The 26,711-nt window shown below is 58.7% G+C and carries 27 protein-coding genes and 1 pseudogene; 5 read left to right on the plus strand and 23 right to left on the minus strand.

The window, feature by feature from the left end; translation table 11 throughout:
• Positions 1–147: 147 nt before the first annotated feature.
• A pseudogene (locus OKC41_RS12705) lies at positions 148–476 on the plus strand (hypothetical protein).
• A 54-nt stretch (positions 477–530) separates the two neighbouring features.
• On the opposite strand, the gene OKC41_RS12710 reads toward OKC41_RS12705, so the two are convergent.
• The 4 genes from OKC41_RS12710 to rpsF form a co-directional block, all read right to left on the minus strand.
• The gene (locus OKC41_RS12710) at positions 531–1,274 is read right to left on the minus strand and encodes a ferredoxin--NADP reductase (RefSeq protein WP_270672065.1); all 744 of its coding nucleotides are present in this window, start codon (positions 1,272–1,274) and stop codon (positions 531–533) included.
• 101 nt (positions 1,275–1,375) lie between these two features.
• A complete protein-coding gene (rplI, locus tag OKC41_RS12715; protein WP_010673120.1) occupies positions 1,376–1,822 on the minus strand; it encodes a 50S ribosomal protein L9 in 447 nt (148 codons plus the stop codon).
• 52 nt (positions 1,823–1,874) lie between these two features.
• Positions 1,875–2,105, minus strand: coding sequence for a 30S ribosomal protein S18 (gene rpsR, locus OKC41_RS12720; protein WP_005313392.1), 231 nt, complete (start codon positions 2,103–2,105; stop codon positions 1,875–1,877).
• A 32-nt stretch (positions 2,106–2,137) separates the two neighbouring features.
• Positions 2,138–2,524, minus strand: a complete 387-nt coding sequence (rpsF, locus tag OKC41_RS12725; protein WP_005331771.1) for a 30S ribosomal protein S6 — start codon at positions 2,522–2,524, stop codon at positions 2,138–2,140.
• Positions 2,525–2,760: 236 nt separating this feature from the next.
• Between rpsF and OKC41_RS12730 the strand changes: the two genes are divergently transcribed.
• Both OKC41_RS12730 and OKC41_RS12735 read left to right on the plus strand, forming a co-directional pair.
• Positions 2,761–3,984 carry an Nramp family divalent metal transporter gene (locus OKC41_RS12730; RefSeq protein ID WP_042014875.1) on the plus strand — a complete coding sequence of 408 codons (1,224 nt, stop codon included), beginning with the start codon at positions 2,761–2,763 and terminating at the stop codon, positions 3,982–3,984.
• A gap of 99 nt (positions 3,985–4,083) precedes the next feature.
• A complete protein-coding gene (locus tag OKC41_RS12735; RefSeq protein ID WP_201890522.1) occupies positions 4,084–4,932 on the plus strand; it encodes a hypothetical protein in 849 nt (282 codons plus the stop codon).
• 187 nt (positions 4,933–5,119) lie between these two features.
• On the opposite strand, the gene OKC41_RS12740 is transcribed toward OKC41_RS12735, so the two are convergent.
• From OKC41_RS12740 to rnr, 4 genes are all read right to left on the minus strand, one after another.
• The gene (locus OKC41_RS12740; RefSeq protein ID WP_049636452.1) at positions 5,120–5,575 is read right to left on the minus strand and encodes a GNAT family N-acetyltransferase; all 456 of its coding nucleotides are present in this window, start codon (positions 5,573–5,575) and stop codon (positions 5,120–5,122) included.
• A gap of 151 nt (positions 5,576–5,726) precedes the next feature.
• Entirely contained in the window at positions 5,727–6,296 is a 570-nt protein-coding gene (locus OKC41_RS12745; RefSeq protein WP_270672066.1) for a Crp/Fnr family transcriptional regulator, read from the minus strand.
• A gap of 7 nt (positions 6,297–6,303) precedes the next feature.
• Entirely contained in the window at positions 6,304–7,053 is a 750-nt protein-coding gene (rlmB, locus tag OKC41_RS12750) for a 23S rRNA (guanosine(2251)-2'-O)-methyltransferase RlmB (RefSeq protein ID WP_041214488.1), read from the minus strand.
• Complete coding sequence (gene rnr / locus OKC41_RS12755) at positions 7,050–9,443, minus strand: ribonuclease R (protein WP_201895038.1); 2,394 nt, start codon at positions 9,441–9,443, stop codon at positions 7,050–7,052. The genes rlmB and rnr overlap by 4 nt, the downstream gene beginning before the upstream one ends.
• Positions 9,444–9,576: 133 nt before the next feature.
• Here rnr and OKC41_RS12760 point away from each other — a divergent pair, with 133 nt between their 5' ends.
• Positions 9,577–10,599 (plus strand): GGDEF domain-containing protein, encoded by a 1,023-nt coding sequence (locus tag OKC41_RS12760; RefSeq protein WP_041214487.1) that lies wholly within the window; start codon positions 9,577–9,579, stop codon positions 10,597–10,599.
• A 61-nt stretch (positions 10,600–10,660) separates the two neighbouring features.
• Here the strand turns inward: OKC41_RS12760 and luxS are convergent, their stop codons facing one another.
• The 4 genes from luxS to OKC41_RS12780 are packed head-to-tail and all read right to left on the minus strand — an operon-like array spanning position 10,661 to position 13,808.
• Positions 10,661–11,170, minus strand: coding sequence for an S-ribosylhomocysteine lyase (luxS, locus tag OKC41_RS12765; RefSeq protein WP_010673112.1), 510 nt, complete (start codon positions 11,168–11,170; stop codon positions 10,661–10,663).
• Positions 11,171–11,188: 18 nt separating this feature from the next.
• A complete protein-coding gene (locus tag OKC41_RS12770) occupies positions 11,189–11,791 on the minus strand; it encodes a transglycosylase SLT domain-containing protein (protein ID WP_042014883.1) in 603 nt (200 codons plus the stop codon).
• A gap of 46 nt (positions 11,792–11,837) precedes the next feature.
• The gene (gene glnB, locus OKC41_RS12775; protein ID WP_005308848.1) at positions 11,838–12,176 is read right to left on the minus strand and encodes a nitrogen regulatory protein P-II; all 339 of its coding nucleotides are present in this window, start codon (positions 12,174–12,176) and stop codon (positions 11,838–11,840) included.
• Between the two features lie 9 nt (positions 12,177–12,185).
• Positions 12,186–13,808, minus strand: coding sequence for an NAD+ synthase (locus OKC41_RS12780; protein WP_223952868.1), 1,623 nt, complete (start codon positions 13,806–13,808; stop codon positions 12,186–12,188).
• A 137-nt stretch (positions 13,809–13,945) separates the two neighbouring features.
• Between OKC41_RS12780 and OKC41_RS12785 the strand changes: the two genes are divergently transcribed.
• A complete protein-coding gene (locus tag OKC41_RS12785; RefSeq protein ID WP_010673109.1) occupies positions 13,946–14,449 on the plus strand; it encodes a GspH/FimT family pseudopilin in 504 nt (167 codons plus the stop codon).
• A 13-nt stretch (positions 14,450–14,462) separates the two neighbouring features.
• Here the strand turns inward: OKC41_RS12785 and OKC41_RS12790 are convergent, their stop codons facing one another.
• From OKC41_RS12790 to ribF, 11 genes are all read right to left on the minus strand, one after another.
• Positions 14,463–14,747 carry a TapY2 family type IVa secretion system protein gene (locus OKC41_RS12790; protein ID WP_039039995.1) on the minus strand — a complete coding sequence of 95 codons (285 nt, stop codon included), beginning with the start codon at positions 14,745–14,747 and terminating at the stop codon, positions 14,463–14,465.
• Positions 14,744–18,340: a pilus assembly protein gene (locus OKC41_RS12795; protein WP_232092845.1), complete on the minus strand. Its 3,597-nt coding sequence runs from the start codon at positions 18,338–18,340 to the stop codon at positions 14,744–14,746. The genes OKC41_RS12790 and OKC41_RS12795 overlap by 4 nt, the downstream gene beginning before the upstream one ends.
• 11 nt (positions 18,341–18,351) lie before the next feature.
• Positions 18,352–18,795: a type IVa pilus pseudopilin TppD gene (tppD, locus tag OKC41_RS12800; protein ID WP_134997698.1), complete on the minus strand. Its 444-nt coding sequence runs from the start codon at positions 18,793–18,795 to the stop codon at positions 18,352–18,354.
• Entirely contained in the window at positions 18,792–19,790 is a 999-nt protein-coding gene (locus tag OKC41_RS12805) for a PilW family protein (RefSeq protein ID WP_134997697.1), read from the minus strand. The genes tppD and OKC41_RS12805 overlap by 4 nt, the downstream gene beginning before the upstream one ends.
• A complete protein-coding gene (gene pilV, locus OKC41_RS12810) occupies positions 19,787–20,350 on the minus strand; it encodes a type IV pilus modification protein PilV (protein WP_134997696.1) in 564 nt (187 codons plus the stop codon). The genes OKC41_RS12805 and pilV overlap by 4 nt, the downstream gene beginning before the upstream one ends.
• Positions 20,351–20,353: 3 nt before the next feature.
• The gene (gene tppA, locus OKC41_RS12815; RefSeq protein WP_039039991.1) at positions 20,354–20,761 is read right to left on the minus strand and encodes a type IVa pilus pseudopilin TppA; all 408 of its coding nucleotides are present in this window, start codon (positions 20,759–20,761) and stop codon (positions 20,354–20,356) included.
• Positions 20,762–20,871: 110 nt separating this feature from the next.
• Positions 20,872–21,807 carry a 4-hydroxy-3-methylbut-2-enyl diphosphate reductase gene (ispH, locus tag OKC41_RS12820; protein WP_039039990.1) on the minus strand — a complete coding sequence of 312 codons (936 nt, stop codon included), beginning with the start codon at positions 21,805–21,807 and terminating at the stop codon, positions 20,872–20,874.
• Positions 21,807–22,259: an FKBP-type peptidyl-prolyl cis-trans isomerase gene (gene fkpB / locus OKC41_RS12825; protein WP_010673101.1), complete on the minus strand. Its 453-nt coding sequence runs from the start codon at positions 22,257–22,259 to the stop codon at positions 21,807–21,809. The genes ispH and fkpB overlap by 1 nt, the downstream gene beginning before the upstream one ends.
• Positions 22,256–22,759: a signal peptidase II gene (gene lspA, locus OKC41_RS12830; protein ID WP_010673100.1), complete on the minus strand. Its 504-nt coding sequence runs from the start codon at positions 22,757–22,759 to the stop codon at positions 22,256–22,258. Before lspA ends, fkpB begins: the two co-directional genes overlap by 4 nt.
• Positions 22,759–25,620, minus strand: coding sequence for an isoleucine--tRNA ligase (gene ileS / locus OKC41_RS12835; protein WP_270672067.1), 2,862 nt, complete (start codon positions 25,618–25,620; stop codon positions 22,759–22,761). Before ileS ends, lspA begins: the two co-directional genes overlap by 1 nt.
• Positions 25,620–26,594 carry a bifunctional riboflavin kinase/FAD synthetase gene (ribF, locus tag OKC41_RS12840; protein ID WP_201895072.1) on the minus strand — a complete coding sequence of 325 codons (975 nt, stop codon included), beginning with the start codon at positions 26,592–26,594 and terminating at the stop codon, positions 25,620–25,622. The genes ileS and ribF overlap by 1 nt, the downstream gene beginning before the upstream one ends.
• Between the last annotated feature and the right edge of the window lie 117 nt (positions 26,595–26,711).

The raw sequence follows: 26,711 nt of genomic DNA on the forward strand, positions 1-26,711 counted from the left end.
ACTACCTGAAGCAACACCGCTTATATACCCGCACACTTGGAATTATTTGAGTCTCTAAAAATGAGGGGATCTCTGAGAACCAGATCAGCACGCAACCGGATCAATGATCCCCCTGACAGGAGCCTTGATGCGATGGCCCACATGACCATGACTTCCCGCGGCGCACTGCTGCTCTCCCTGCTTCTGGTTCAGGGAATGGCCTTTGCTGCCCCCCTTCCAAACACGAAGACGACATCCGGATCTCCACCGACCAGGGCCGGGTAAACCTGGATTGGGACGACAAGGAGTACGAGTGGTGGCAGCACAACTGCCTGGATGTCAGCACCCGGACCAGCCGCATCCAGCTCAACTGCGACAACATGGATGGCAAATACCGCGACCATTACAACCGCAGCATTCACAGTGGCAACAACCCGGGTCAGGGCCATGACAAGCCCAGGAACAAGCACGGCGGCAACGGCCACCAAAAACACTGACCAGCATGCCCATGGACATGGTTGAGGGGCCTGTGGCCCCTGGAGTCATGTCCCCTACCAGTAGTTTTCCATGCTGATATTGCCGGGGGCGCGACGCAGGTTCTTGACAAGCCCCAGCCCGAGCAGGGTCTGCTGAGTCTCTTTCACCATGGCGGGGTTGCCGCAGATCATCACCTGGCTCAACTCGGGGGAGAAGTTCAGCCCCACCCTCGCCTGCAAGCTGCCATCGACGATGGCTGCCGGGATGCGTCCTGCCATCGCCCCCGGCCAGGTCTCACGACTGACGAAGGGAACATAGCGAAAACGCTCGCCATGCTGCTCGGCAAAACTGGCGATAAGCGGCTGATAGCTGAGCTCTTCCCCTTTTCTCACCCCGTGTACCAGCACCAGATGCTCGAAGCGGTCGAAGACCTGTCCCTCGGCCAGCATGGCGAGGAAGGGGCCGATGGCGGTGCCGGTTGAGAGCAGCCAGAGGTCCCGTCCCGGGGGAATCTCATCCAGGGTCAGAAAACCGGTGGCCTGGGACTGCACCAGCAGGCTGTCGCCCACCTGCAGGGAACCGAGAGAGGGACTCAGCTCACCGCCGGGGATCTCCACCAGATAGAATTCGTGATAGGGCGTGCCGGGAGGATTGACGAAGGAATAGGCACGCTGGACGCGACGCTCGCCCTGCTCCAGGGCCAGCTTGGTGAATTGACCCGCCTTGTAGGGGGCAAGTTCCGCCTCCACACGCAGGGAGAGCAGGGTGGGTGTCCACTCGATGCGCTCGATGACCCGACCTTCAACCCAGGCAGCCATAAAGGTTCTCCTCCAGAGGAACAGACCTTCACTTTACCCCTTGATCTGAAAATAAAAAACCCGCGCATGTGCGCGGGTTTTTCTGCAAGAGCGGAACGCTATTACAGAGCAACAACCTGGATTTGTACGGTTGCTTTGACGTCAGCGTGCAGCTGAACAACAACTTCGTACTCACCGGTGTTACGCAGAACGTTGCCCATGCGGACTTCGCTCTTGGCAACGGCTACGCCGGCAGCAGTGATGGCTTCAGCCACGTCACGGGTACCGATGGAACCGAACAGCTTGCCTTCGTCGCCAGACTTGGAGGCGATGACAACGGCAGCCAGCTCACCCAGCTTGGCAGCGCGCTCTTCGGCAGCAGCCTTGTTGGCAGCCAGTTTGGCTTCCAGCTCAGCGCGACGAGCACCGAAGGCTTCGATGTTGGCCTTGGTGGCCATAACAGCTTTGCCTTGCGGGATCAGGTAGTTACGGGCATAACCAGCTTTTACGGAAACTTGGTCACCCAGACCGCCCAGTTTGGCGATCTTATCGAGCAGGATAACTTGCATTACCTTTCCTCTATAAATTTCGTTGAGTTAGGCGTAAGCGCCGGGCCGATTCTTACTTGTTGTGCAGATCGGTGTACGGCAGCAGAGCCAGGTAACGAGCACGCTTGATGGCGCGTGCCAGCTGACGCTGATACTTGGCGCGGGTACCGGTGATACGGCTCGGTACGATCTTGCCAGATTCAGTGACGTAGTTTTTCAGAGTAACGATATCTTTGTAGTCGATCTCGGTAACGTTCTCGGCGGTGAAGCGGCAGAACTTACGACGACGGAAATAACGTGCCATGGCCTTTATCCTCTAATGCGGTGATCTAAGAATTACTCTTCGGAAGACGCTTCAACAGCATCTTCGCGACGCTCGTCGTCACGACGGGTGAAGCGCTCTTCCTTGGCCTTGGCCATCGGAGAAACTTCAGTCACGGCGTGCTTGGTGCGCATGATCATGTTGCGGATAACGGCATCGTTGAAGCGGAAGTTGGTTTCCAGCTCATCGATAACGGCCTGTTCAGCTTCTACGTTCATCAGAACGTAGTGAGCCTTGTGCAGCTTGTCGATCGGGTAAGCCAGTTGACGACGGCCCCAATCTTCCAGGCGATGAATGGTACCACCAGCGGTGGTGATAGCGCCGGTGTAACGCTCGATCATGCCAGGTACTTGCTCGCTCTGGTCCGGATGAACCATGAAGACGATTTCGTAATGACGCATTTTAGCTCCTTACGGATTAATTCAGCCTCCGCCCAGGTGCAGCCAGACCTCGGAGGCAAGGAACATAGTGATGTTTAGACGCTGCTTTCTAGGGCGGCGTATTGTACGAAATCACCTCTCCCACTGCAACTGGCGAAGCAAGATGTTTTTCTCGATGAGCCCGATACAAAACTTTAATTGATAACAATTATCATTTAGATCCATACTCTCCTCATATCCCCACGGAGGATGACAGTATGCAACCTGCGCTCACCACGGCCATCCCGGCCCGCAAATTCAAGCTGACCCTGCTCGGCCCCGCCTTCATCGCCGCCATCGGTTATATCGACCCGGGCAATTTTGCGACCAACATCCAGGCCGGCTCCACCTTCGGCTATCAACTGCTGTGGGTAGTGGTGTGGGCCAACCTGATGGCCATGCTGGTGCAGACCCTCTCGGCCAAGCTCGGTATCGTCACAGGCAAGAACCTGGCGGAACACATTCGTGATCGTCTGCCCAGGCCCGCAGTCTGGGCCTATTGGGTGCAGGCCGAGATCATCGCCATGGCCACCGATCTCGCCGAGTTCATCGGCGCTGCGGTCGGCTTCAAACTGCTGCTCGGCATCACCCTGCTGGAAGGGGCCTGTATCACCGCCGTGGTCACCTGGGGGATCCTGATGTTGCAATCCCGCGGCCAGAAGCCGCTGGAGTTCGTGGTGGGGGGCCTGCTGCTGTTCGTGGCCGCCGCCTACATCGTCGAGCTGATCTTCTCGCGCCCCCACCTGCCGAGTCTGCTGGAAGGGGCACTCTTCCCCGGCCTCCCCAATGGTGATGCTGTCTATCTTGCCGCCGGCGTGCTTGGTGCCACCGTGATGCCCCATGTCATCTATCTCCACTCGGCCCTGACCCAGCATACCCAGGAGCAGGGCACGGTGACCCAGCGACTGCACAGCACCCGGGTCGACGTGGCCATCGCCATGACCATCGCCGGCTTCGTCAACCTGGCCATGATGGCCATGGCGGCTGCCGCCTTCCACAGCTCCGGCAACCAGCAGGTGGCCGAGCTGGAATCGGCCTACCAGACCCTCACGCCCCTGCTGGGCCCGGCAGCCGCCACCCTGTTCGGCCTCTCCCTGGTCGCCTCCGGCATCTCCTCCACCGTGGTGGGGACGCTGGCGGGGCAAGTGGTGATGCAGGGCTTCGTGCGCTTCACCATTCCGCTCTGGCTGCGCCGAGCCATCACCATGGCTCCCGCCTTCGTGGTGATCGCCATGGGTCTCAACACCACGGAAATTCTGGTGCTGAGCCAGGTAGTGCTGAGCTTCGGCATCGCCCTCGCCCTTATTCCGCTGCTGATCCTGACCGGTGATCGCGCCCTGATGGGGGCACATCGCAATCACCCCGTCACCCAGGCCGTGGGGCGTCTCATCGTCGCCCTGGTGATCGGCCTCAATGCCTATCTGCTGGTCACCACCCTCTAACGCCATCTTGAGGCTCATTGACCCGGGTTGATGAGCCTTTTCGCACTTTCGCGTATGCTGCCCCTTTCCCTTCTCATCATCTCGTTGCGGGAGCCCGCCATGGAACATACCCGAGCCAGCTTCGTACTGGGCCACCATCAGGAACAGGCCAGCGTCGTCTGTTGCAAACAGGGGGATCCGACCCTGCTGGTCACCGATCTCACCCCCTTTCATCCCCAGAGCCACCTCTGGCCCGATCAACCCGGTGACGTGGGCACTGTGCGCTGGGAAGGGGGGGAAGCGGCCGTGGGCCCCTGCCGCATGGGCGCCATCAGTCCCGAGGGCGAGCTGTTCGTGGATACGGAGATTCCGGTCAAGCGGGGGGCGGATGGGTGGGCTTTCGTGGTGGTGCATCCCCTCGCCGGTTCCCATCACCTTGCCATTGGCTCGCCTGTGGAACTGACAGTGGATGCCGAGGCACGCCATGCCCTGAGCCTGGGCCACAGCGCCTGCCACCTGGTGGCACTGGCCCTCAATCGGGCGCTCACGCCCTATTGGCGAAAGGAGACGAGCGAGCTTGACGCTCTCGGGCAGCCGGATTTCGACCGCCTCGCCATCCAGCACTCCCGGGTCGAGCCCAGAGGATCAAAGGAGCAGTACCGGATCGGCAAGAGCCTTCGGAAAAAGGGAATCAACAGCGAGGCACTGCTGGCCGACCTCGACAGGATAGCGCTCCAGGTCAACGAGCAGCTGATGCGCTGGCTCAAAGAGGGAGGCGAGATCCGCCGCAGCCGGGCCGGTGATGCCATCATCGATTCCCGCTACTGGCATGGCATGCTGGACGGTCGGGAGATCACCATTCCCTGTGGCGGCACCCATGTGGGCACTCTGACCGAGTTGGGCCAGGTTCAGGTGACGCTGGCCTCCAGTGAAGAGGGGTTTACCCTCACCACCCGGGTCACCCCCTGAACCACCCCAGCCCTCCTGATGCCGCACCGCCCTGACCGGGGCGGTGTCCCGACAGAGAGACCGCAGGCAGATCAGCACGGCGGTATCTCACCCCGGTCTGACGACCACATGGCCACGGGGTAGCAAAAAACCATGAGATGCACCACGTATGAGGGGCCACTTGCCCCTTTCCTGGCGCCTGACGATGTCAGGCAGGCTCCCTTCGCATCCCCATGTGAGGGATGTCATCTTCCAGATACCCTTCCCCTTCGGCCACGAAACCATGCTGGCCGTAAAAACCTTGCAGGTGGGCCTGTGCACCGAGCCAGATGCTGTGTGCAGGCCAGCGTGCCTCGCACTCTCTGACCGCTTGCGCCAGCAGGCGGTGACCCAGTCCGCCCCCCCGCGACGTGGGAGAGGTGACCACGCGGCCGATGGCAGCGCCGCTGTCATCACCAATGCCGGGTGCCATGATGCGGGCATAGGCCGCCAGGTGATCCCCCTCACGACCGAGCAGATGCAGCACGCCGTCACGGCGATCCAGCCCGTCCAGATCCTGGAAGGGACAGGTCTGCTCCACCACGAACACCTCAGCGCGCAGGGCAAGCAGCTCATACAATTCATCCGTGGTCAGCTCGGACCAGGATTTCATACTCCAGTTCATGAATGACTCCTGTTTAATGGGGTCTGACAGCATAATCTTGCTCCCGACGAGGGGCATTAACCTTGGTTAAGTTGCCCCCCTTCTCATCCAATGTGGACATGGCCGACAAAGAGCCGATCTCTGCCCAGGTTCATCGGCAATCCCTTCTGGCTCAACCCTGATCGCGCGTTTTCAGCCGCCTGCGGATGCGGCTCAGGCTGATGGGGGTGATCCCCAGATAGGCGGCAATCTGGTGATCCGGAACCCTGGCATCCAGCGCGGGGAAGCTTCGCAGAAAATGCTGATAGCGCGCCTCTGGGCCCCCGGTCAGCAGCAACAGCTCTTTCTCCTCCTTGATGCGCAGTTGCACTTCAAGGAGATGGTGATACCAGGCGGGCCAGCAAGGGAGTCGGCGCAGATCCACCAGCGGAAGAAGCTGCAGTCGGCAAGGCTCCAGCGCCTCCACGCTGTAGCGGGCGGGCTCACCGCTGAGCAGGTGGTGGAAGTCGATAAACTCGTCCCCCTCCCAATAGAACTCCTTGATGTACTCGCGGCCATCCGCCAGCACCACCTTGGCCCGCAGCAACCCCTCCTCCACCCTGACCAGCAGCGCCGGACTGTCACCGGCATGCCAGAGGCAGGAGCGAGGGGGCAAGGTCAGGGAGCGGACAAAAGAGAGGAGGCGCTCGGCCTCCTGCTCATCTGCAACCCGTTCCCAGACAAAGGGGGGTCTGTCGGTCATCGTCTTGTCAGACGCGGCGCTGGCGCACGGCTTCGAACAGGCAGACACCGCTCGCCACCGAGACGTTGAGGCTGGATACCGCCCCCGCCATGGGGATGCTCACCAGCTCGTCGCAATGTTCGCGGGTCAGGCGGCGCATCCCCTTGCCTTCGGCCCCCATCACCAGCGCCATGGGGCCGGTGAGTTTGGCCTGATAAAGATCGTGATCCGCCTCGCCGGCGGTACCCACGATCCAGACGCCGCGCTCCTGCAGCTCGCGCAGGCTGCGGGCCAGGTTGGTGACCTGGATGAGCGGCACCACTTCGGCGGCGCCACAGGCGACCTTGCGCACCACGGACGTGAGGCCGGTGGCCTTGTCCCGCGGCACGATCACCGCATGTACCCCGGCCGCATCGGCACTGCGCAGACAGGCGCCGAGATTGTGCGGGTCGGTCACCCCGTCCAGTACCAGCAGGAAGGGCGCTGTCTCTTGCGCCGCCAGACCGTCCAGCAGGCTGGCCAGATCGTGCTCGGCCAGCTTGGGCGCTTCAATCACCTTGGCCATGATGCCCTGGTGATTGTTGCCTTCCGCCTTGTCATCCAGCGTCTTGCGGTTCACGCTCTGCACCCTGATACCGAGGGACTCCAGCTCGGCCAGCAGGGGATGCAGCCGCTCGTCATCGCGACCCTTGAGAGCCCACACCTCGATGAAGCGCTCGGGGGTGCGCTCCAGCAGCGCGGAGACGGCGTGAATGCCGTAGATCAGTTCAGTACTCATTTAGTGCTCTTGGCCTTGTCGCGAGCCTTTTTGCTCGGTCGTCTGTTGCTGGGCTTGGCACGGCCACCCTTGTCGGATTTACCGCTCTCCTTGCCCTCTTTGCGTTTCTCGTGGCGCTGGGCGCTCTTGGCCTTCTCTTTCTTGATCTCGGCCTGCTTGCGCGCCATCTCCTTGGCGTTCTTGCCGGTGGCCTTGAGGGGCTCTTCCACCATCACGAAGTCGATCTTGCGATCGTCCAGGTTCACGCCCATCACCTTGACCCGCACCTTGTCACCTAAACGGTAGCGACGGCGGAAGTTCTCGCCGATCAGCTGCTGGTGCAGGGGGTCGAACTGGTAGTAGTCGTTGGTGAGGGTGCTGACGTGCACCAGACCGTCGATGTGGATCTCCGCCAGACGCACGAAGAAACCAAAACCGGTGACGCTGGCGATGACGCCGTCAAACTCGTCACCCACGTGATCCAGCATGTACTCGCACTTGAGCCAGTCTGCCACGTCGCGAGTGGCGTCATCAGCACGGCGCTCCGTCATGGAGCAGTGCTCGCCCATGGGGTCCACTTCTTCCAGCTGGTAGTGGTAGCCACCGCTCGGGGTCCACTTGTGGCGCAGGTTGCCCTGCTGCTCCTTGGCGGTCTGGTACTTGATCGCCCGGTGCAGGATGAGATCCGGGTAGCGACGGATCGGCGAGGTGAAGTGCGCGTAGGACTTCAGGGCCAAACCGAAGTGACCGATGTTGTCGGCCTGATAGATGGCCTGACGCATGGAGCGCAGCAGCATGGTGGAGAGCAGTTCCGCATCCGGGCGCCCTTCGAATTTGGCGGCCAGGTCGGCAAAGTCCTTCGGCTCGGGCTCCAGGCCCCCCTTGAGCTCCAGACCCAGTTCGGCCAGGAAGTCACGGAAGCCGGTGAGACGCTCCTCGCCCGGGCGGTCGTGCACCCGGAACAGGGCGGCGGCCTCGTTCTTCTCGATGTAGCGGGCGGCCGCCACGTTCGCCTGGATCATGCACTCTTCGATGATCTTGTGGGCGTCATTGCGCACCAGCGGTACGATACGGTCGATCTTGCGCTGGGCGTTGAAGATGAAGCGGGTCTCCTCGCTCTCGAACTCCACCGCGCCGCGCTGGTGACGGGCATGCTTGAGCGCCTTGTAGAGGTTGTTCAGCTCCTCGATGTGGCCCACCAGCGGATCATACTGCTGACGCAGCTTGGGATCCCCGTCCAGGATCGCCGCTACCTTGGTGTAGGTCAGGCGAGCGTGGGAGTTCATTACCGCTTCGTAGAACTTGTAGCCGGACATGCGGCCGGCGGCGGAGATGGTCATCTCGCACACCATGCAGAGCCGGTCGACCTGCGGGTTCAGGGAACACAGACCGTTGGAGAGCACCTCCGGCAGCATGGGCACCACGAACTCGGGAAAGTAGACCGAGTTGCCGCGCTGATAGGCTTCGGTGTCGAGGGCCGTGCCCGGTTTCACATAGGCAGAAACGTCGGCAATAGCGACCCACAGGCGCCAGCCGCCACCGCGCTTGGCTTCACAAAAGACAGCGTCATCGAAGTCGCGGGCGTCTTCCCCGTCGATGGTCACCAGCGGCAGGGCGCGCAGGTCGATGCGACCCTCTTTGGCCTTCTCCGGCACCTGCTCACCGAGACCGGCGACCTCTTTGGTCACCTCTTCCGGCCAAGTGTGCGGAATGCCGTGGGTACGCAGGGCGATCTCGATCTCCATGCCGGGCGCCATGTTCTCACCCAGGACTTCCAAGACGGTACCGACCGCATTGAAGCGGGCAGTGGCGCGCTGGTTGATGCGCACGACTACGACCTGGCTCTGGCGAGCCCCCTTGTTCTCCCCTTCCGGGATGATGATGTCCTGGCCGATGCGGCTGTCATCGGGTACCACGAAACCGACGCCGTTCTCGACGAAGTAACGACCGACGATGTCCGCCTCCCGGGATTTGAGCAGGCGCACCAGACGCGCTTCCTGACGACCCTTGCGATCGATCTCGGTCGGCTGCACCAGGGCATAGTCGCCATGCATCAGGCGCTGCATCTCGCGGTTGTTCAGGAAGAGATCCGCTCCACCACCCTCGGGGCGCAGAAAACCGAATCCATCTTTGTGGCCAAGCACATAGCCTTTGACCAGATTCAGGCGATCCGGCAGGGCGTAACATTGGTTGCGGGTGAACACGAGCTGCCCGTCGCGCTCCATGGCGCGCAGACGACGTCGCAAGGCTTCCAACGGCTCTTCATCGGTCAGTTTGAGGACCTTGGCCAGCTCTTCCCGGGACATGGGTTTCTCATGGCCCTTGATGAGCTCCAGCAGCATCTCGCGACTGGCGATGGGGTTTTCGTATTTTTCGGCCTCGCGTTGGAGGAAAGGATCTTTTTGAGACATAAGCAGGCCTTAGGGTAGGTAATAACGCAGACATTATATCGGAGGGGGGAGCTAATGGCATCCATCGACTGCCTTTTGGCCATTCTCTCTGTCATACTGGACACAGTTTGCAGGTATGTGAGACTCGGAACTCATGAGCAAGGACTCGTTCGCCCAATCTGCCGCCTATTTGAAACAGGCGGTTCCCCTGATGATCAAGTATCAAATTCCCACCACGCCGAACAACTATCACCTTTGGTACAGCTATGTCTCCGGCGACATGCCCGAACTCAACCATGCCGTCGATCAGGCGATAAAACAGCAGGGAACCTTCTCCCTGACCACCTGTGAGCGTCTCTACCACCAGCACCTTGCGGCTCAGGACGAGCAGCAGATGGAGGCGATGAAACTCAACCTGGCGGCCATGGCCAGCGAGCTGAGTCACTCGATGCAGGATGCCATCTCCGATACCGGGCTGTTTCAGGAGATGCTCGACAAGAGTTTCGACAAGCTGAGCAAGATAGACGACGAGGGACTCAGCCTGGAAGACACCATGGGGATCCTGCGGGATCTCGTGCGCGAGTCGCGTGACGTACGCATGTCCACCCTCCACTTTCGCAACCAGCTCAGCAGCGCCGAGAAAGAGATAAAGGAGCTGAAACAGGCCCTGAACGAGACGAGGAAGCTGGCCACCGAGGACCCGCTCACGTCTCTGCTCAATCGACGCGCCTTCGATCTCGAGATGGACAGCCTCATTCGCAGCAAGCAGCCCTTCTCCCTGATCCTGACCGATATCGATCGCTTCAAGAACTTCAACGACGAATACGGACATCTGCTGGGGGACCAGGTGCTGCGCATCGTCGGCAAGCGGCTGCGAGAGGCCAGCAAGGAGGGCATAACCGCCTATCGCCTGGGGGGTGAGGAGTTTGCCCTCTTGGTGCCAAACCGCGCTCTGGCGCTGACCCGCCAGATGGCCGAGAGCCTGCGTCGCGTCATCGAGCGGATGTCGATTCTGGATCGCAAATCCGGGCGACGCATCGATCACATCACCGCCTCGTTCGGCGTGGGGGAATACATCCCTCAGGAGACGGCAGACACCCTGATCGAGCGTACCGACAAGCTGCTCTACAAGGCCAAGGAGCTGGGACGCAATCGGGTGATGCCACTGCCCTCCTGATCCCACCAGATGCAAAAAGGCCGGTCATTGACCGGCCTTTTTCATGCTTCCCTTCTCGGGATCAGAGGCTTTTCAGCTTCTCTTCCGGCAGGGCCAGCTCGTCATTGTGGTTGACACCGATACCGCGCTCCAGCACATGGCGGGCGATGGCATGGGCCTCTTCCAGCGAATGCATGCTGTAAGTACCGCACTGGTATTCGTTCAGCTCGGGGATCTTGCCCTGATCCTGCACGGTCAGCACGTCGCTCATGGCGGCCTGCCAGGCAGCGCCAACACGGGCTTCATCCGGCGCACCGATCAGGCTCATGTAGAAGCCGGTGCGGCAACCCATGGGAGAGATGTCGATGATCTCCACCCCATTCCCATTGAGATGATCACGCATGAAGCCGGCAAACAGATGCTCCAGGGTATGGATGCCGCGCTCGGAGAGGATCTCCTCGTTCGGCACGCAGAAACGCAGGTCGAACACGGTGATGGTGTCCTTGTTCGGGGTCTGCATGGTCTTCGCCACCCGCACTGCCGGGGCGGCCATGCGGGTATGGTCGACGGTAAAACTGTCCAATAACGGCATTTCTGACTCCTGATTTGGTTACCAGAACCAGCCCCCGCTGGAGAGCTGATCCTTGCATTGTCGATACTGGGCACCGTAGCGCTGGGCACGGGCCTCCACCTTGCGGGAGACCTTCATCAGCCATCCCTTGCTGCGGTAGCTGCCACGTCGGTAGCCCCCCCAGCCTTCGTGATAATTGAGATACTGGCCATAGGCATCCCACTTGGACGTGCCGTTGAGCCGCTGTGCCTTGTGAGTGTACCAGCCCATGAAATCGATGGCGTCGGCAAAGTCGTCGCGATCGCTCCAGCCGTTGCCGGTTTCCCGCTGATAGTCGGCCCAGGTTTCGTCTTTCACCTGGGCATAGCCGTAGGCTGAACTGGCCCGCCCGGTGGGGATGAAGAGGAAATACTGCATCGGCGGCTGGGCATCATGCACGAAGGAGGACTCCTGGTACATCATGGCCATCACTACCTGGACAGGTGTCCCCCACTTCTCGTTCATCTTGAGCGCCGCCTCGTGCCACTCGGGTTTCTCCCGAAAGATCTGGCACAGGTTTTCCGGCTGGGCCGGCGGCCGGGTACTGCACGCGGTGAGCGCCATCAGGCACGCCGCTACGACCCCGATACGGTAAAACGACATCAGAGCGACAGACTCTTGCTGTTCATCACAGGGCACATCCACCACATCAGATCGCGTCTTCGTTCTCTTCACCAGTACGAATACGAATGACGCGCTCCACCTCGCAGACGAAGATCTTGCCATCACCGATCTTGCCCGTACGCGCTGTGTTCTGGATGGCTTCCAGGCAGGCATCGAGATCCTCGTCCTGCACCACCAGCTCCACCTTGACCTTGGGCAGGAAGTCGACCATGTACTCGGCACCGCGATAGAGCTCGGTATGCCCCTTCTGGCGGCCGAACCCCTTGACCTCGGACACTGTCATGCCGTTGATGCCGATCTCGGCCAGGGCCTCGCGTACATCGTCCAGCTTGAACGGTTTGATGATGGCTTCAATCTTCTTCATGGTGACTCCTTACCAGTTCTGTTTGCCGAACCCGGACGTGATGGGGTAGCGGCGGTCCTTACCAAAGTTGCGAGCCGTGATGCGGGGGCCGACGGCGGCCTGACGGCGCTTGTATTCGTTGAGATCCACCAGGCGGATCACCTTGCGTACCACCGCCTCTTCGAAACCTTCCGCCACCATGTCGGCGACAGACGCATCCTCTTCCACGTAGCGCTTGAGGATGGCATCCAAGATGTCATAGGGGGGCAGGCTATCCTGGTCCACCTGATCCGGTGCCAGCTCGGCCGACGGGGGACGATCGATGACCCGCTGCGGGATCACGTACTCCACGCTGTTGCGATATTCGCACAGCTTGAAGACCAGGGTCTTGGGGACATCCTTGAGCACATCAAAGCCACCCGCCATGTCGCCATACAGCGTGGCGTATCCCACAGCCATCTCGCTCTTGTTGCCAGTGGTCAGCACGATACGGCGGCGCTTGTTGGAGAGCGCCATCAAGAGTACACCGCGGCAGCGGGCCTGCAGGTTCTCTTCGGTGGTGTCGCGGGCGGTCCCTTCAAACAGAGGTGCCAGCTGGGTCATGAAGCCTTCGAACATGGGTTCGATGGAGATGATGTTGAACTCCACCCCCATCCGCTCGGCCTGCTCCTTGGCATCCTCCACGCTCATCTGGGCGGTGTAGCGGAACGGCATCATCACCGCCTGCACCTTGTCCGCCCCGATGGCGTCGGCCGCAATGGCCAGGGTCAGCGCCGAGTCGATGCCGCCGGAGAGGCCCAGCACAGCGCCCTGAAAACCGTTCTTGGTGACATAGTCGCGCACCGCCAGCACCAGGGCCTGATAGGTCTCGGCCAACGGCTCCAGCGGCGCGGCGGGTTCCCGCTCCTTCACCGGCTGACCATCGGCAAAGCGCACCAGCGCCAGCTCTTCGGCAAACGGAGCAAGCTTGTGGGTCAGCTCGCCCTGGCTGTTGAACACTTTGGAGCAGCCGTCGAAGATCAGCTCGTCCTGGCCGCATACCTGGTTGAGGTAGATGAGCGGCAGGCCGGTCTGATCGCAGCGTTCCGCCATCAGCTCGCGGCGGATCCAGGGTTTTTCCTGATCATAAGGAGAGGCATTGATGGTGAGCAGCAGCTCGGCCCCCGCCGCCTTGGCGGCCAGCGCCGGACCCGGCTGCCAGAGATCTTCGCAGATGAGCAAACCCAGCTGATGGCCACGGAACGGCACCACACAGGTATCGGTCGCCGCAGTGAAGTAGCGCTTCTCGTCGAACACCCCGTAGTTGGGCAAGTCCTGTTTGAAATAACGTGCCCGCAGTTGACCGCGCTCATAAAGAGACGCCGTATTGAAAAGCGCCCCCTCTTCGCGCCAGGGATGGCCCACCAGAATGGCACATTGTCCCTGCCATGCCGCGATGCGGGCCAGGGCGGCCTCGACCCGGACCATCAGGTCGGCGCGCAGCAGCAGATCCTCAGGCGGGTATCCTGTCAGGGCCAGCTCGGAGCAAACCAGCAGATCGGCCCCTTGCTGATCGGCCTGGGCTGCTGCCGCCAGTACCTTGTCACAGTTATCTTCGATGGCGCCTACCGTCAGATTTAACTGGGCAAGCATCAGAGAGAGGGCTTTTGCCATGGCGATGCATCTTGAATTCGAAAATGATGGGGAATGATAAAGAAAAGGCGCTGGCTGTGCCAGCTCAACACTTGGGCTTTGCGCTGGTGTTCTGGCTGTCTGGAGATAAGATGTAACTAATCGAGGGAGATATTGCCATGATCAAGGACGAGAAAGGATTCACCCTGCTGGAACTGATGATCGCCGTCAGTCTGGGGGTCATCTTGCTTGGTATTGGTGCACCGGCCATGTCGAGCCTGCTCAATGAGAATGCCTTGAAATTTGAATCTCGCACACTCTTGAAATATCTGCGTTTTGCTCGTAGCCAAGCCATCGACAACCAGCAATCTGTCACTGTGTGCCTTGCCAATGCCAGTGACAATTGTGTCACCGCCAATCCGACCCAATTCCTTGTGTTCGTCGACGGTAATGGCAATGACATTTTCAATAACGGTGAGCAGATTCTGGCAAGAAGCCCTCAGCTATCTGACTCGCTGACTGCTGCAAACAATCGAACTTCCACTACCTTCAGCCCTGATGGCACCAGCCTGGGTACCAATGCCACCATCACGCTGTGTCGTTCAGGAAATGCCCAGATAAATCTGGTCATCTCTCCCTCCGGCCGCACCACCCAATCTACCCAGGCAAATATCTGCCTCTGAATGAAGTCCTTCGCTATCGCAGTTGACGGGCATCCTGTTGCTGACCCTCTTTTGACTGGAAATTTTCCTCCGCAGTGCGGCATTCCAGGATTTTCTTCACAGGCTGTACCGCACCATCCACCTCGTATCCTCTTTGTTTGAATTTATCCTGCACCGCCTTTGGCGTGCTGTCTGCCACAGTACCGTGCAGGACAACCTTCTGGCCGTTAACCAACTCGACATAACATTTTATGTCATCTGCCAAGACGGACCCGGATAACAAGAGGCACAAACCCAACACCCCGCTGCGTGTTTTCATTGTGCCTCTCCTTCGTAGAGGTAAATTTTCTTGGGCGACATATCCATCTCAGCCTCCTCTGCCCCCTGGTTGCACTCTCCCGCTCCGGTACAACGCTCAGGCTCACCATCCCCTTCATCTTTCAGGATGACCTCTTCCCCGACACCGCCTCCAATAATGCGGATCTTGGCATCGTCTCCTGCATGCACCACCAAATCGTCGGCAACCTTGTTCTGTACTTCGACATAACGCTCAGGTGTCTGGTTGCCTTCAAGATCAACCACATAACGGAAGGAACTGCCATAATGCATGTCTACCATGTATTGGCGTGCAGCCCCGATGGATTGAATGGTGCATTGCTGGAACGACTGCACTTGCGGCAGGAACGAGGTGAAGTAAAGCTTGCCCTGAAGTACGACCCCGGCCCCCATGGATTTCTCACCCGGTTCGTTCAACCAATTGACCCACCCTTTGGCAGTGGTAATTCCCGCCTTGGTCGCCAATATTCCATCCGTGTTTGTCTGGGCAGACAAAGGGTCAGAGGTCACATCATAAAGGTCAGTAATCAAGATGGGGCTTCTCGCCTGCGCATTGGCGGCACGCGGCACGACATCATAATCACGCAACATGAAATAGCCATTGCGGACGGTCGCTTCCGATGAGGGGCGATTGCGGTCTCCACTCCCAATCAGCACGGCATCAAAGGGACGATCCTGATAGGAGTAGACCACATTCCCTCCCACAACGGTACGGGTGACCTGCTTGTTGATGGTACGCACCACGATAGGCTGGGTGAAGAAACGGCGATCATCGGCTTGAGTGACATCCGACCCCAGGCTGGCAAATTTGAAGACGCGCCAGTCAGATTTGTTGGTGCCAGGGAGATCCATGCGCCAGATATTGCCTCCGGTATCCCCCGCATAGATGCGGTCAGTCTTGCCATCACCATCACTATCCAGCGTTGCGACGGAGCCCGGCATGCTGTCTGTCATGCCGCTGACCTGTAAATGATCTGAGGTCGGGGTGTTCGCTGGCGTTGCGCTAAATATCAAGGCACCCGTGTCGGCATTGACGATGTAAATACCTCTGCCCATGCTGTCATTCGTCCCCAGCCCCTCGACACTCTTGTTGGTGTCATAGCCTCCCGCAAAAATCAGAACAGGAATGGGATTGCCTTCTCCATCATTAACTCCAGGCACAAACGCGACCTCAGGCACCGACCAGGTCAAACCCAGTTCGCCGAAGCCCGTCGTCTGGGAGTTCAGGTGCCATTTCAGCGTCGGCGTATTGGGGCTGGAGATATCGAAGGCGTAATAGGCTTTGCCACCGCTCCTCAAGCCGGTGAATACCCAAACGAAGTCATTCTCGGAAGATTTCAACACCCCATTGCGATTGGCATCTTTGACAAGGGCGACAGGAGAGGAGTCAACACCATAAATATGGTCCGCAGATTCGGCGTTGATACGCAATGCCCTCTGATTGGCCATGAACTCATAAGGTATCGCAGCCCAGCTTTCGTCTATGGTGTTCCCCATATCCTTAAACATATGAAGGAAGCCCGCATTAGTCCCAAACAAGATCCGCAAGTCGGGCGCATCCGTCGGGTTGCCGGATTGAGGGCCATAATTCAGCACCAGGGGTCGGGAGTGCAGAGGGTCTCCCATGATGTGGCTGCGGATCAGGGTCGACGTATCAAAGTCCTCATCGTCGACATCCAGCCCCTTGGTCCAGTTGATCAGGGAATCGAGTTCAGTCGTCGTAACTGCCTGCATGAAGGTCATGAGCGCGGCTTCACTGCCAGCCTGCGTTACCAGATTTGCCTTGGTCAGCTGATCGAGACGGTTCTGGGCATTGTTGATGACATAGAGGCTGCGGTTGCTTTTCCCCGCCAACATCTCTTGCGCCCCACCTTCGGCCACAACGTTCCCGTCACGGCCGGATGACCAGAACGTCTGGGCACTGTCGATGATGGTGCCATCAAACTTGATAGCAGGCAGTCCCCGGCTGTCAGCCACATAACCGTCAGGAGAAAAGATCAGTTTTTTCAGATTGCCCCGCCATCTGGGACCATCATCTGGCTCAAACATGGCGTAATAGATGTTGTTGAGACTGCGTGTCCGGTCAAAGTTGTTGCTGGCAATGGCGGGGGACACCAGCGAGGTATTGATCCGCAGGATCGCTAGCAGCGATGCCTTCAACGCATCACTCAAGGCAGAGGCGTTGGTTGCCGGATAATAAACGCCACCACCACGACGGGCAGTTTCAGCAAGCAAATTACCGGCCCCGCTTATCGCCTCGTCACCAAACCCGACGGTAAAGGTCGTGACTGTCTGGGTACCAGGGGAAGCGGCATTCACATCCTTGTGTTTCATATAACCCGCCAATGCGGCCAGATAGCTGCTGGACCTGTTCCCTGACCCATAAGTAACGGTAGTGCCATAAGCCGCTTTTTCATCGCTGGACAATGTATTTATCAATCCCTGGACAAAGGTATTGGCATCCCCGTCCTGAGTTGGCTCCCCATCGGTGATGTATATGACGTAGCCGTTGTTTGAGCAGTTGTCATAGGGTGCTTGATAGGTACCAGCCGGGCTTTCGGCGGTCGTGTCTCTCGTACCTCCTTGCAAGCCATAAACAACGCTTCGTCCCCCGAAGAATCGATACGCCTCACTCAACGTCTCGCATAGCGGTGTATTGGTACTGGCGGTCAAACCTTCAACCCGGTCCAGCAGGTCCTGCTCCCCCGTCTTGCCATTTGCCAAGGTAATCTCACTGCCTAATATATCCCTGACAATGCGTCCACCATTATTATCGCCATCATCATTTCTATTAAAGATAGCCAGACCGAAGTCCACCCCTGGCGTGGATGAAATCAAGCCTTTCACTGCATCTTTGGCAATACGGAGTCGAGACTCCACTGAGTATCCAGTTGGGCCATGATACCAGCGAATATAATTGGCGGAATAAATGGTCACAGCCGTATTGCTGGCATTTACTGCATTGCTCTTGTTCGTCGTATAAAACCATTCCCCCCTATTGCGCCTTGTCTTGTCTACCGGATAGCCAGCTCCTACCGACCAATTCCCTGTATAAGGGTTATCCGGGTTGCTTGCCGTAATATCCTGCTTGCAATCGACCAGATTGATATCGTTCTCTTGATCACCGCTGAGCGAATTCCATTCACCCCGACCGTCTCCTGGAGGGTTACCACTCGTAACCTCATAACTCCACATTTGCGACTGAAAATAACCAATATTCGACAATGGCATTTTTGACGTCGCACAGGCATTCAGCTTGTCGGAGAATCGCCTGTTGGTGTTGATTGTAGGAACACTTCCATCCGTTGAAAAATAGATATATTTTTTGCTATTACTGGAATCTGGGTCATTACTCAGGGCCGGATATACCGTAGCCGGATTATAGGCCTCTTTGATCTGCTCCATGGTGTCTCTCATGCTGCCCGAGTTATCAAATATCAGCAGCACTTTGGGGCGAAAATCCCCCGCCTTGTTGAAGTCATAAATAAACAGCTCGGTGTCATCAGCCCTTGTCGATGTCACCGACAATACAAGGCTACACCAGCATAAAATTACTCCCAGTTGTCGTAACCACATATCCTTCGCTCCTATTCTGTGAGCAGTGGCTGTTCTACGCCCGCGGTCCAAGTCAGCGGACGAACATATTTTCCATAATTCACATTGGCCTGCAGTTCGACATATTTGCACGCAGGGATCACATTGCTGCTGCTGGCGTCAACCTTGCGCTTGCAGACGGTTTCGGTGCGATTGGTAAGATCGACAGCCGCCGAAGCATTGCTGCTATTGACGCTGATCGCCGCACTGGCCCCCAGAGTGGAGCCCATGCCAGCAATCACAGTCGATATGTTGTTGCTCTGCATCGCGGCTTCGATGATGCCTTCGAGGCGGTGTTCCGCCTGACGGAAGCTGGCGGACGAGCCTGCCATCTTGAGGTCTTGCCCCGAAGATTGCATCACCACCACCGCAATCAGGGTCAGGGGTACCAGGATGATCAGGGCGACAATCAGAGCCACACCGCGCTGGGATCTCATTTCCCCCCTCCTGCTATTACCGTTGGATTACGTAATGAGACACTCGATTCCAATAGCAGACGGCGATAACCATCGCCGTTTCCAAAAACTGGTACATCACCAACTTGATAGATATTGTTATTTACATAACTACTGGACGCTTGCAGCGAACGCACCAAGATAAAGACACGGGCCGCTACGACGCGTCCTTCGCTCCATTCTTGTTCGGTCACATTATTGGTATTGGTATAGCGCTCTATCACACCATCAGGGATCGTACTCTCATCAATGCCAAGCAACACAGTTAATCCTTGAATTCCTTCAGCAATAGGACCACTAATAAGTAGTGACCCGCCATTTGGAGTAAGAATACGCTTCCTTAACTCTGGAATATTATTTGATTTATTGAGCACAGTGTAATACATGAAATGCTGATACTCCCATAGTTGAGGATCAGGCATTTCGATTACCTCACTTGGAATTGGGTCAGATTCATCAACCATGGCGAATAAGTTAGCTAGCTGAGTAGTAGTCGCCAAATAATAACGATTACCATCTAACTCTGAATCTATAGTCTGCGGGCGGCCGACTAATCTCTTAATACTAATTACATCTGTGTTTTTTATAAATGACCATTTCGAACTATCCGTAGGAATACAGCTTGCATCTCCTCCAGTCAAACCTCCTGAGTCATTAACTCTCATGACTAACAATGCACGAACACCAGTATTTGAAGGCAGACTCCCACAAGTACTTGTAATACCGCCTAAAAGCGTCACACCCTGCCCCGTTGCCATGGGGGAACCGGTGTAGTCCCCCCAGAAGCCCGCCCACTTCAGGTCCTGGGTCACCAGACGCATCGCAATACGCCCATTCTCCTGCAACTCGCTCTGATCGAAAGCATCCTCCGTTGTGGCACGGGAAGCCACGAAGATGCTCAAGCCGCCACCGACCAGAAATACGCCGATCAACATGGCAATCAACCATTCAATCAGGGTGAAGCCGCGGGCATTCATAGTGTGGTCGTCAGTACGAACTGACGCCTCTGTCTGTCTGCCGCATTGCCCAGCCCACAACTGTTGCGCACCGCGGCCACTGCACCGGCACCATCGGACAAAGACTCCCGCCCCTGCCAGAAGATCCCTATGGTCAAACTGTTGTTGGCGCCACGAATCACGCAGCCTACCGGAGATTGCAGAGGTGACGCGGCACCGGATACCGCGGTTCCCAGCAGGGACTGCTGCCAGTAGAAGAGGTCCAGTGCCTGCCGCTCTGTCCTGCTGCAATCCGACATGGTGCCATTGTTGTTGGCACAGCTCGGCATATCCAGGATCGCGTTGCCGGATACCACTGTCGTTCCCTGACCAGCCCAGCTGTCTTTGTTGATCCTGGCGCGTTCCACCAGATCATTGGCTAGCCAGTTGGCGATGGTGCGCTGACGCGCTTCGTAGCTGGAAAACTTGGCGGTAACCTGCATGGCAACCAATCCCAGCAAGCCGAAGGAGAGCACCACGGCCGCAATCATCACCTCCAGCAGGCTGAATCCCCTCGTGTGTCGATGGCGCAGTGGTTTCATCGCCTAGTCCCAGCAAGCATTGTTGACGGTATCCCCGAGCCGGGTGGCACTCCGGGTGCCATCCTGGTCGATGGAGAAAATGATGCAGTCGCTGTCTGACCCCTGCGCACCAGAGGCCGTGGCAAACAGGATGTATGTATTGACCCCGGCTGAGATGACCAGGTGATAGAAGCCGGATTCGGAGTTCTCCGAGATATTCAAATCGGCTGCGGATGAGGTATACCGATTGAAGTCCATAAAATAGGTTTCTTGTCTGTTGGCGGCGTCCAACAGCATTTTTTTGGCATCAATTCGGTGGCTGGACAGCAGGTAACGCTGATAGGAGGGATAGGCAATAGTGCCAAGAATCGCCACGATTGCGACGACAATCATCAATTCAATGAGAGAAAAGCCTCGATAGAACCCAATCATAACCCATCCTTGGTGACTGGCGGTTCACATAGTCTAATGCCGGATAGGTCGCAACGACAAATCCGGCATCAGGAACATAACTCTTTATTCTCAGGCCATCCTGGCCACATTCAAATAATTCTAAGCTCGGGCGGCACTTCAAACACCACATTCTCTTCCCGGCCAGGATGCTCGGTCACTATCTTGCCTCCCAGCTCGCGCAGACGAGCAATGACATTCTGAACCAGCACATCGGGGGCTGACGCACCCGCCGTGACACCGATACGGGCAACCCCGTCCAGCCATTGCGGCTCAATCATGGAGGCATCGTCGATGAGGTAGGCCTTGGCACCCACCTTCTCGGCCAGCTCCCGCAGACGGTTGGAGTTGGAAGAGTTGCGCGACCCCACCACCAGCATGGCGTCCACCAGTCCGGCCATCTCCCGCACGGCATCCTGGCGGTTCTGGGTGGCATAGCAGATGTCATCCTTGCGCGGCCCCTGGATCTTGGGGAAGTGCGCACGCAAGGCATCGATGACATCCGAGGTCTCGTCCACGCTCAGGGTGGTCTGGGTGACGAAACAGAGATCGTCCGGGTTCTTCACTTTGAGTTTGGCCACATCTTCCGGCGTCTCCACCAGATACATGCCCCCCTCACTGTTCTCGTACTGTCCCATGGTGCCGATCACCTCGGGGTGGCCGGCATGGCCGATGAGCACGGCTTCGGAGCCCTTGCGACTGGCGCGATGGACCTCCATGTGCACCTTGGTCACCAGCGGACAGGTGGCATCGAACACCTTGAGGGCGCGGGATTTGGCCATCTCGCGCACGACCTTGGCGACACCGTGGGCAGAGAAGATGACGATGCTGTCATCCGGCACCTCATCCAGCTCCTCCACAAAGACGGCGCCCGCCTCCTTGAGCTTGTTCACCACGTAGCGGTTGTGCACCACCTCATGGCGGACATAGATGGGGGCACCGAACTTCTCCAGCGCGCTCTCGACGATGCTGATGGCCCGGTCGACACCGGCACAGAAGCCACGGGGGTTAGCCAGCAGAATATCCATCAGTGCACCTTCTCCTCGTCATCAACCCCCAGGATCTCCACCTCGAAGGTGACGGTGTGACCAGCCAGGGGGTGGTTGAAATCGACCGTGACCGACATCCCTTCCACCGCCCGGATGATCCCGGGCAGTTCGCTGCCGTTGGGCTGGTCAAACAGAATGATGGTACCCACCTTGGGCTCAACTTCGTTACCGAATTTGGCGCGATCGAGATGGTAGATGTTGTCAGGATTGGAAAGGCCGAATGCCTCTTCCGGCGCCAGGGTAAAGCTCTTGCTCTCCCCTTCGCGCAGCCCCAGCAGGCATTGCTCGAAGCTCGGCGTCAGGCTGCCGTCTCCCATCCGCAGACGGGCAGGCTTGCCGTGCAGCGCCGTGCTGTCGGCCACCGAGCCATCTTCCAGTTTGATAGAGAAATGGAACAGCACGCTGCTGTCCGCAACAATCAGCTGGCTCATGAGGTCGCGTCCTGTTTTTTCTCGCCACGGAAGCCGTCCAGCACGATCATGGCGGCACCGATGAAGATGAAGCTGTCGGCCAGATTGAACGCCGGCCAGTGGGCGCGCTGCCAATAGAAGTCGAGGAAGTCGACCACATGGCCCAGCACCAGCCGGTCAAACACGTTGCCGAGCGCCCCGCCGATGATCAGGCTGTAGGCGATACCGCTCCAGCGCTGGGTGACCGACTGCTTGCGCAGCCAGTGGATCAGCAGGCCACAGATGGCGAACGCCAGCACGGCGAAGAACCAGCGCTGCCAGCCTCCCTGATCCGCCAGGAAGCTGAAAGCCGCTCCCTTGTTGTAGACATGGACCAGGTTGAAGAAGGGGGTGATCTCCACCCCCGGGTAGCCAAATGGCAGCAGTTTGACCACGGCGAGCTTGCTCGCCTGGTCCAGAACAAAGGCCAGCACTGCCAGCCACAGCCAACGCAGGCCGCTTTTATGTTGAGTCATGTTCATCAGGCAAATTGACGCGTTTCGCCGTCACCCTCGACGTTGGTGACGCAGCGGCCACAGATCTCTTCGTGACCCGCGATGGTACCCACGTCCTCTACATGGTGCCAGCAGCGGTCGCACTTGGCTGCAGCTGACTGGGCCACGCAGAGCCACAGGTCATCGCGCTCGGTCGCCACGGCCTCTGCCGGTGCGACATCGACGCTGACGACCTTGGCCTTGGAGGTGAGCAAAACGAAGCGCAGCTCATCGGCCAATGCGTTCAGACGCGCGGCCAGCTCAGGCTTGGCGAACAGGGTCAGCTCGGCCTGCAGAGAACCGCCGATGCGCTTCTCGCCACGGGCCACTTCCAGCGCCTTGTTCACTTCACCGCGCACGGTGAGGATCTCGGCCCAGAACTCGTCGTTCAGCACTTCGCCCGCTTCAAGCCCGAACAGGCCGTCGTACCATTCCTCGGTGAACACGAACTCACCGCGCTCACCCGGCAGCAGGGCCCAGATCTCGTCGGCGGTGAAGCTCATGATCGGCGCCATCCAGCGCACCATGGCTTCGGCAATGTGATAGAGGGCGGTCTGGCAGGAGCGACGGGCCAGGCTGTCGGCCTTGGCGGTGTACTGACGATCCTTGATGACGTCCAGATAGAAGGAACCCATCTCTATGGAGCAGAACTGCATCAGCTTCTGGGTCACGCCGTGGAAGTTGTACTCATCGAACGCGGTCACGATCTCGGTTTGTACCGCTTTGGCACGGCCTACGGCCCAGCGATCCACCACGACCATGTCGGCAGGCGCCACCATGTCGGTCGCCGGATTGAAGCCGTTCAGGTTGGCCAAGAGGAAACGGGCAGTATTGCGGATACGACGATAGGCGTCGGCGGAGCGCTTGAGGATCTCGTCGGAGACGGTCATCTCGCCGGTGTAGTCAGTGCTCGCTACCCACAGACGCAGGATGTCGGCACCCAGCTTGTTCATCACGTCCTGAGGGCTCACCACGTTGCCGATGGACTTGGACATCTTGCGACCCTGACCATCAACGGTGAAGCCGTGAGTCAGCACCTGGTTGTAGGGAGCCTTGTCTTTCATCGCCACGCCGATCATCAGGGAGGACATGAACCAGCCACGGTGCTGGTCAGAGCCTTCCAGATACATGTCGGCCGGCTTGCCGTTGAACTCGGGACGGGCATCGACCACGGAGGCATGGGTAGAACCGGAGTCAAACCAGACGTCGAGAGTGTCAGGCACTTTCTCGTAGTTGTCGGCATCGGCGCCCAGCAGCTCGGCCTTGTCCAGATCCCACCAGGCCTGGATGCCGGACTGCTCGACCCGCTTGGCCACCTCTTCCATCAGGCGCACGGAATCCGGGTGCAGCGCCTGGGTATCCTTGTGAACGAACAGGGAGATGGGCACGCCCCAGGTACGCTGACGGGAGATGCACCAATCGGGACGGTTCTCGACCATCGCCTGGATGCGATTCTTGCCCCAGGCCGGGACCCAGCCGCTCTGGCCGTGTTCGGCAATGCCCTGAGTCTCGATACGCTCGATCTCTTCCAGGGCACGCTGCCGAAGACCCTTCTGCTCCATGCTGATGAACCACTGGGGGGTAGCACGGAAGATGATCGGGGTCTTGTGACGCCAGCAGTGCGGGTAGGAGTGGTTGAACACCTTGTGGTGCAGCAGGGCGCCACGCTCGGTCAGCACCTCGACCACGGCCGTATTGGCCTTGAACACGTGCTGGCCGGCAAACAGTTCGGTATCCGGCAGATAGACGCCGTTGCTGCCAACCGGGTTGGCCACTTCCAGACCGTACTTCTGACCGACCACAAAGTCTTCCTGACCGTGACCAGGGGCGGTGTGTACCGCGCCGGTACCGGCGTCCAGAGTGACGTGGTCACCCAGCACCACAGGCACGTCGAAGCTGTAGAAGGGGTGGTTGAAGCGCAGCAGCTCGAGTGCGGCACCCTTGGCGTAGCCCAGGTTGTGGAAGTGCTCGATGCCGGCGCGATCCATCACATCCTTCACCAGCTCAGCGGCCAAGATCAGACGCTCGGGATTGTCGCCCTCAACCTGCACCAGCGCGTAGTCGAGATCGGCATGCATGGCGATGGCGCGGTTGGCCGGCAGGGTCCACGGGGTAGTGGTCCAGATCACGGCAGAGAGCGCGCCCTTGCCGGTGTGGCCTTCGGCGCAATCAAACTTGGCGGCAACGGCAGCCTCGTCGACGGCCTTGAAGCGCACGTCGATGGAGGGGGAGTTCTTGTCGTAGTACTCCACTTCTGCTTCAGCCAGCGCGGAGCCGCAATCGGTACACCAGTGCACCGGCTTGGAGCCTTTATGCAGGTGGCCGTTTTCAACGATCTTGGCCATGGAACGGATGATGTTGGCTTCGGTCCCAAAATCCATGGTCAGGTAGGGGTGTTCCCAGTCACCCAGCACGCCCAGACGGATGAAGTCGGTCTTCTGCGCTTCGATCTGGGTCTTGGCGTATTTGCGGCACTCGGCGCGGAACTCGGCGGCGGAAACCTTCTCGCCCGGCTTGCCGACCATGCCTTCCACTTTCAGCTCGATGGGCAGACCGTGGCAATCCCAGCCCGGCACATAGGGGGAATCGAAGCCAGAGAGGCCCTTGGACTTGATGATGATGTCTTTGAGGATCTTGTTGACCGAATGACCGATGTGAATGCTGCCGTTCGCATAGGGGGGGCCATCGTGCAGAATGAAAGAAGGCTTACCCGCTTTGGCGCGGCGAATGGCGCCGTAAAGATCCTGATCGTACCAACGTTTCAACATGTTGGGTTCGCGTTTGGCCAGATCGCCACGCATCGGAAACTCGGTTTCCGGCAGATTCAGGGTGTGTTTATAGTCGCTCATCAGTCCTGGGTTCCCTTCTTTTCTAAAAGAGTGCTGGGTAAATGAAATTGTGGCAGCCCGAACCAGGCTCGGGCCGCCAGGGCATCTCGTTCGATCTGCTCTTTCAAGGCGGTGAAAGAGTCAAATTTCTGCTCTTCGCGCAGCTTGTGGCGAAGCAGCACCTTGACCTGCTGACCATATAGATCACCAGAAAAATCAAATAGATGTACTTCCAATCTGGCTCGTGTACCGCTCAAGGTCGGACGTACACCCACATTGGCGACACCGGGGAAAGTCTTGCCGGAACATATCACTTCCACCGCAAACACGCCACCGACCGGGACAACCTGGCGTTTGAGGGCCAGATTCGCGGTGGGAAAACCTATGGTGCGCCCCAGCTTGTCGCCATGGGCCACCCGGCCGCTGATGGCATAGGGGCGACCGAGCATCAGCTCCACCTCCGCCATGCGGCCCGCTTTGAGGGCCTCGCGCACCAGGGTGCTGCTGACCCGCTGGCGGGAAAGCTGGAAACTCTGGGTGCTGATCACCTCGAACCCGAAGCGCCGACCGGCCTCCTCCAGCAGGTGGAAGTCCCCTTCCCGCCCCTTGCCGAAGCGAAAATCGTCGCCGACCACCAGATAGTGCACGCCGAGTTTCTCCACCAGCAGTTGCTCGATGAAGGTGCTGGCTGCCTGCTCGGCAAAACGATGGGTGAAACGCACGCAGAGCATGCGATCGATCTGCATTCCCTTGAGGGCTTCGTACTTCTCCCGCCAGCGGCTGAGGCGGGCGGGCGCGGCACTGCCCGCAAACAGCTCCAGCGGCTGGGGTTCGAACAACATGACGCAGGCCGGCAGGCCAAGTTGGGCGGCCTTCTCCTGCAAACGGGCCAACACCGCATGGTGCCCCTGATGAACCCCATCGAAGTTGCCTATGGTCAATACACAGCCCCGGTGACGGGGCTTGATATTGTGAATGCCGCGAATAAGCTCCATCAGTGCCTTGTGCGTTGCTGCCATGGAAATCGGCGGATTATATATCAGGCAGCAGGCAGGGTCAGCCCTGCCGTTGACCCGATTTAGCCATCACGCCCGCTTCTCGGACTCGGCCAG

The organism is Aeromonas sp. QDB17 (assembly GCF_027705305.1).
Lineage (GTDB): Bacteria > Pseudomonadota > Gammaproteobacteria > Enterobacterales > Aeromonadaceae > Aeromonas > Aeromonas caviae.

Coding starts and splice junctions, on each gene's coding strand:
- OKC41_RS12710 (WP_270672065.1), bottom strand. CDS start 1,274: ATGGCTGCCTGGGTTGAAGGTCGGGTCATCGAGCGCATCGAGTGGACA.
- rplI (WP_010673120.1), bottom strand. CDS start 1,822: ATGCAAGTTATCCTGCTCGATAAGATCGCCAAACTGGGCGGTCTGGGT.
- rpsR (WP_005313392.1), bottom strand. CDS start 2,105: ATGGCACGTTATTTCCGTCGTCGTAAGTTCTGCCGCTTCACCGCCGAG.
- rpsF (WP_005331771.1), bottom strand. CDS start 2,524: ATGCGTCATTACGAAATCGTCTTCATGGTTCATCCGGACCAGAGCGAG.
- OKC41_RS12730 (WP_042014875.1), top strand. CDS start 2,761: ATGCAACCTGCGCTCACCACGGCCATCCCGGCCCGCAAATTCAAGCTG.
- OKC41_RS12735 (WP_201890522.1), top strand. CDS start 4,084: ATGGAACATACCCGAGCCAGCTTCGTACTGGGCCACCATCAGGAACAG.
- OKC41_RS12740 (WP_049636452.1), bottom strand. CDS start 5,575: ATGAACTGGAGTATGAAATCCTGGTCCGAGCTGACCACGGATGAATTG.
- OKC41_RS12745 (WP_270672066.1), bottom strand. CDS start 6,296: ATGACCGACAGACCCCCCTTTGTCTGGGAACGGGTTGCAGATGAGCAG.
- rlmB (WP_041214488.1), bottom strand. CDS start 7,053: ATGAGTACTGAACTGATCTACGGCATTCACGCCGTCTCCGCGCTGCTG.
- rnr (WP_201895038.1), bottom strand. CDS start 9,443: ATGTCTCAAAAAGATCCTTTCCTCCAACGCGAGGCCGAAAAATACGAA.
- OKC41_RS12760 (WP_041214487.1), top strand. CDS start 9,577: ATGAGCAAGGACTCGTTCGCCCAATCTGCCGCCTATTTGAAACAGGCG.
- luxS (WP_010673112.1), bottom strand. CDS start 11,170: ATGCCGTTATTGGACAGTTTTACCGTCGACCATACCCGCATGGCCGCC.
- OKC41_RS12770 (WP_042014883.1), bottom strand. CDS start 11,791: ATGTCGTTTTACCGTATCGGGGTCGTAGCGGCGTGCCTGATGGCGCTC.
- glnB (WP_005308848.1), bottom strand. CDS start 12,176: ATGAAGAAGATTGAAGCCATCATCAAACCGTTCAAGCTGGACGATGTA.
- OKC41_RS12780 (WP_223952868.1), bottom strand. CDS start 13,808: ATGGCAAAAGCCCTCTCTCTGATGCTTGCCCAGTTAAATCTGACGGTA.
- OKC41_RS12785 (WP_010673109.1), top strand. CDS start 13,946: ATGATCAAGGACGAGAAAGGATTCACCCTGCTGGAACTGATGATCGCC.
- OKC41_RS12790 (WP_039039995.1), bottom strand. CDS start 14,747: ATGAAAACACGCAGCGGGGTGTTGGGTTTGTGCCTCTTGTTATCCGGG.
- OKC41_RS12795 (WP_232092845.1), bottom strand. CDS start 18,340: ATGTGGTTACGACAACTGGGAGTAATTTTATGCTGGTGTAGCCTTGTA.
- tppD (WP_134997698.1), bottom strand. CDS start 18,795: ATGAGATCCCAGCGCGGTGTGGCTCTGATTGTCGCCCTGATCATCCTG.
- OKC41_RS12805 (WP_134997697.1), bottom strand. CDS start 19,790: ATGAATGCCCGCGGCTTCACCCTGATTGAATGGTTGATTGCCATGTTG.
- pilV (WP_134997696.1), bottom strand. CDS start 20,350: ATGAAACCACTGCGCCATCGACACACGAGGGGATTCAGCCTGCTGGAG.
- tppA (WP_039039991.1), bottom strand. CDS start 20,761: ATGATTGGGTTCTATCGAGGCTTTTCTCTCATTGAATTGATGATTGTC.
- ispH (WP_039039990.1), bottom strand. CDS start 21,807: ATGGATATTCTGCTGGCTAACCCCCGTGGCTTCTGTGCCGGTGTCGAC.
- fkpB (WP_010673101.1), bottom strand. CDS start 22,259: ATGAGCCAGCTGATTGTTGCGGACAGCAGCGTGCTGTTCCATTTCTCT.
- lspA (WP_010673100.1), bottom strand. CDS start 22,759: ATGAACATGACTCAACATAAAAGCGGCCTGCGTTGGCTGTGGCTGGCA.
- ileS (WP_270672067.1), bottom strand. CDS start 25,620: ATGAGCGACTATAAACACACCCTGAATCTGCCGGAAACCGAGTTTCCG.
- ribF (WP_201895072.1), bottom strand. CDS start 26,594: ATGGAGCTTATTCGCGGCATTCACAATATCAAGCCCCGTCACCGGGGC.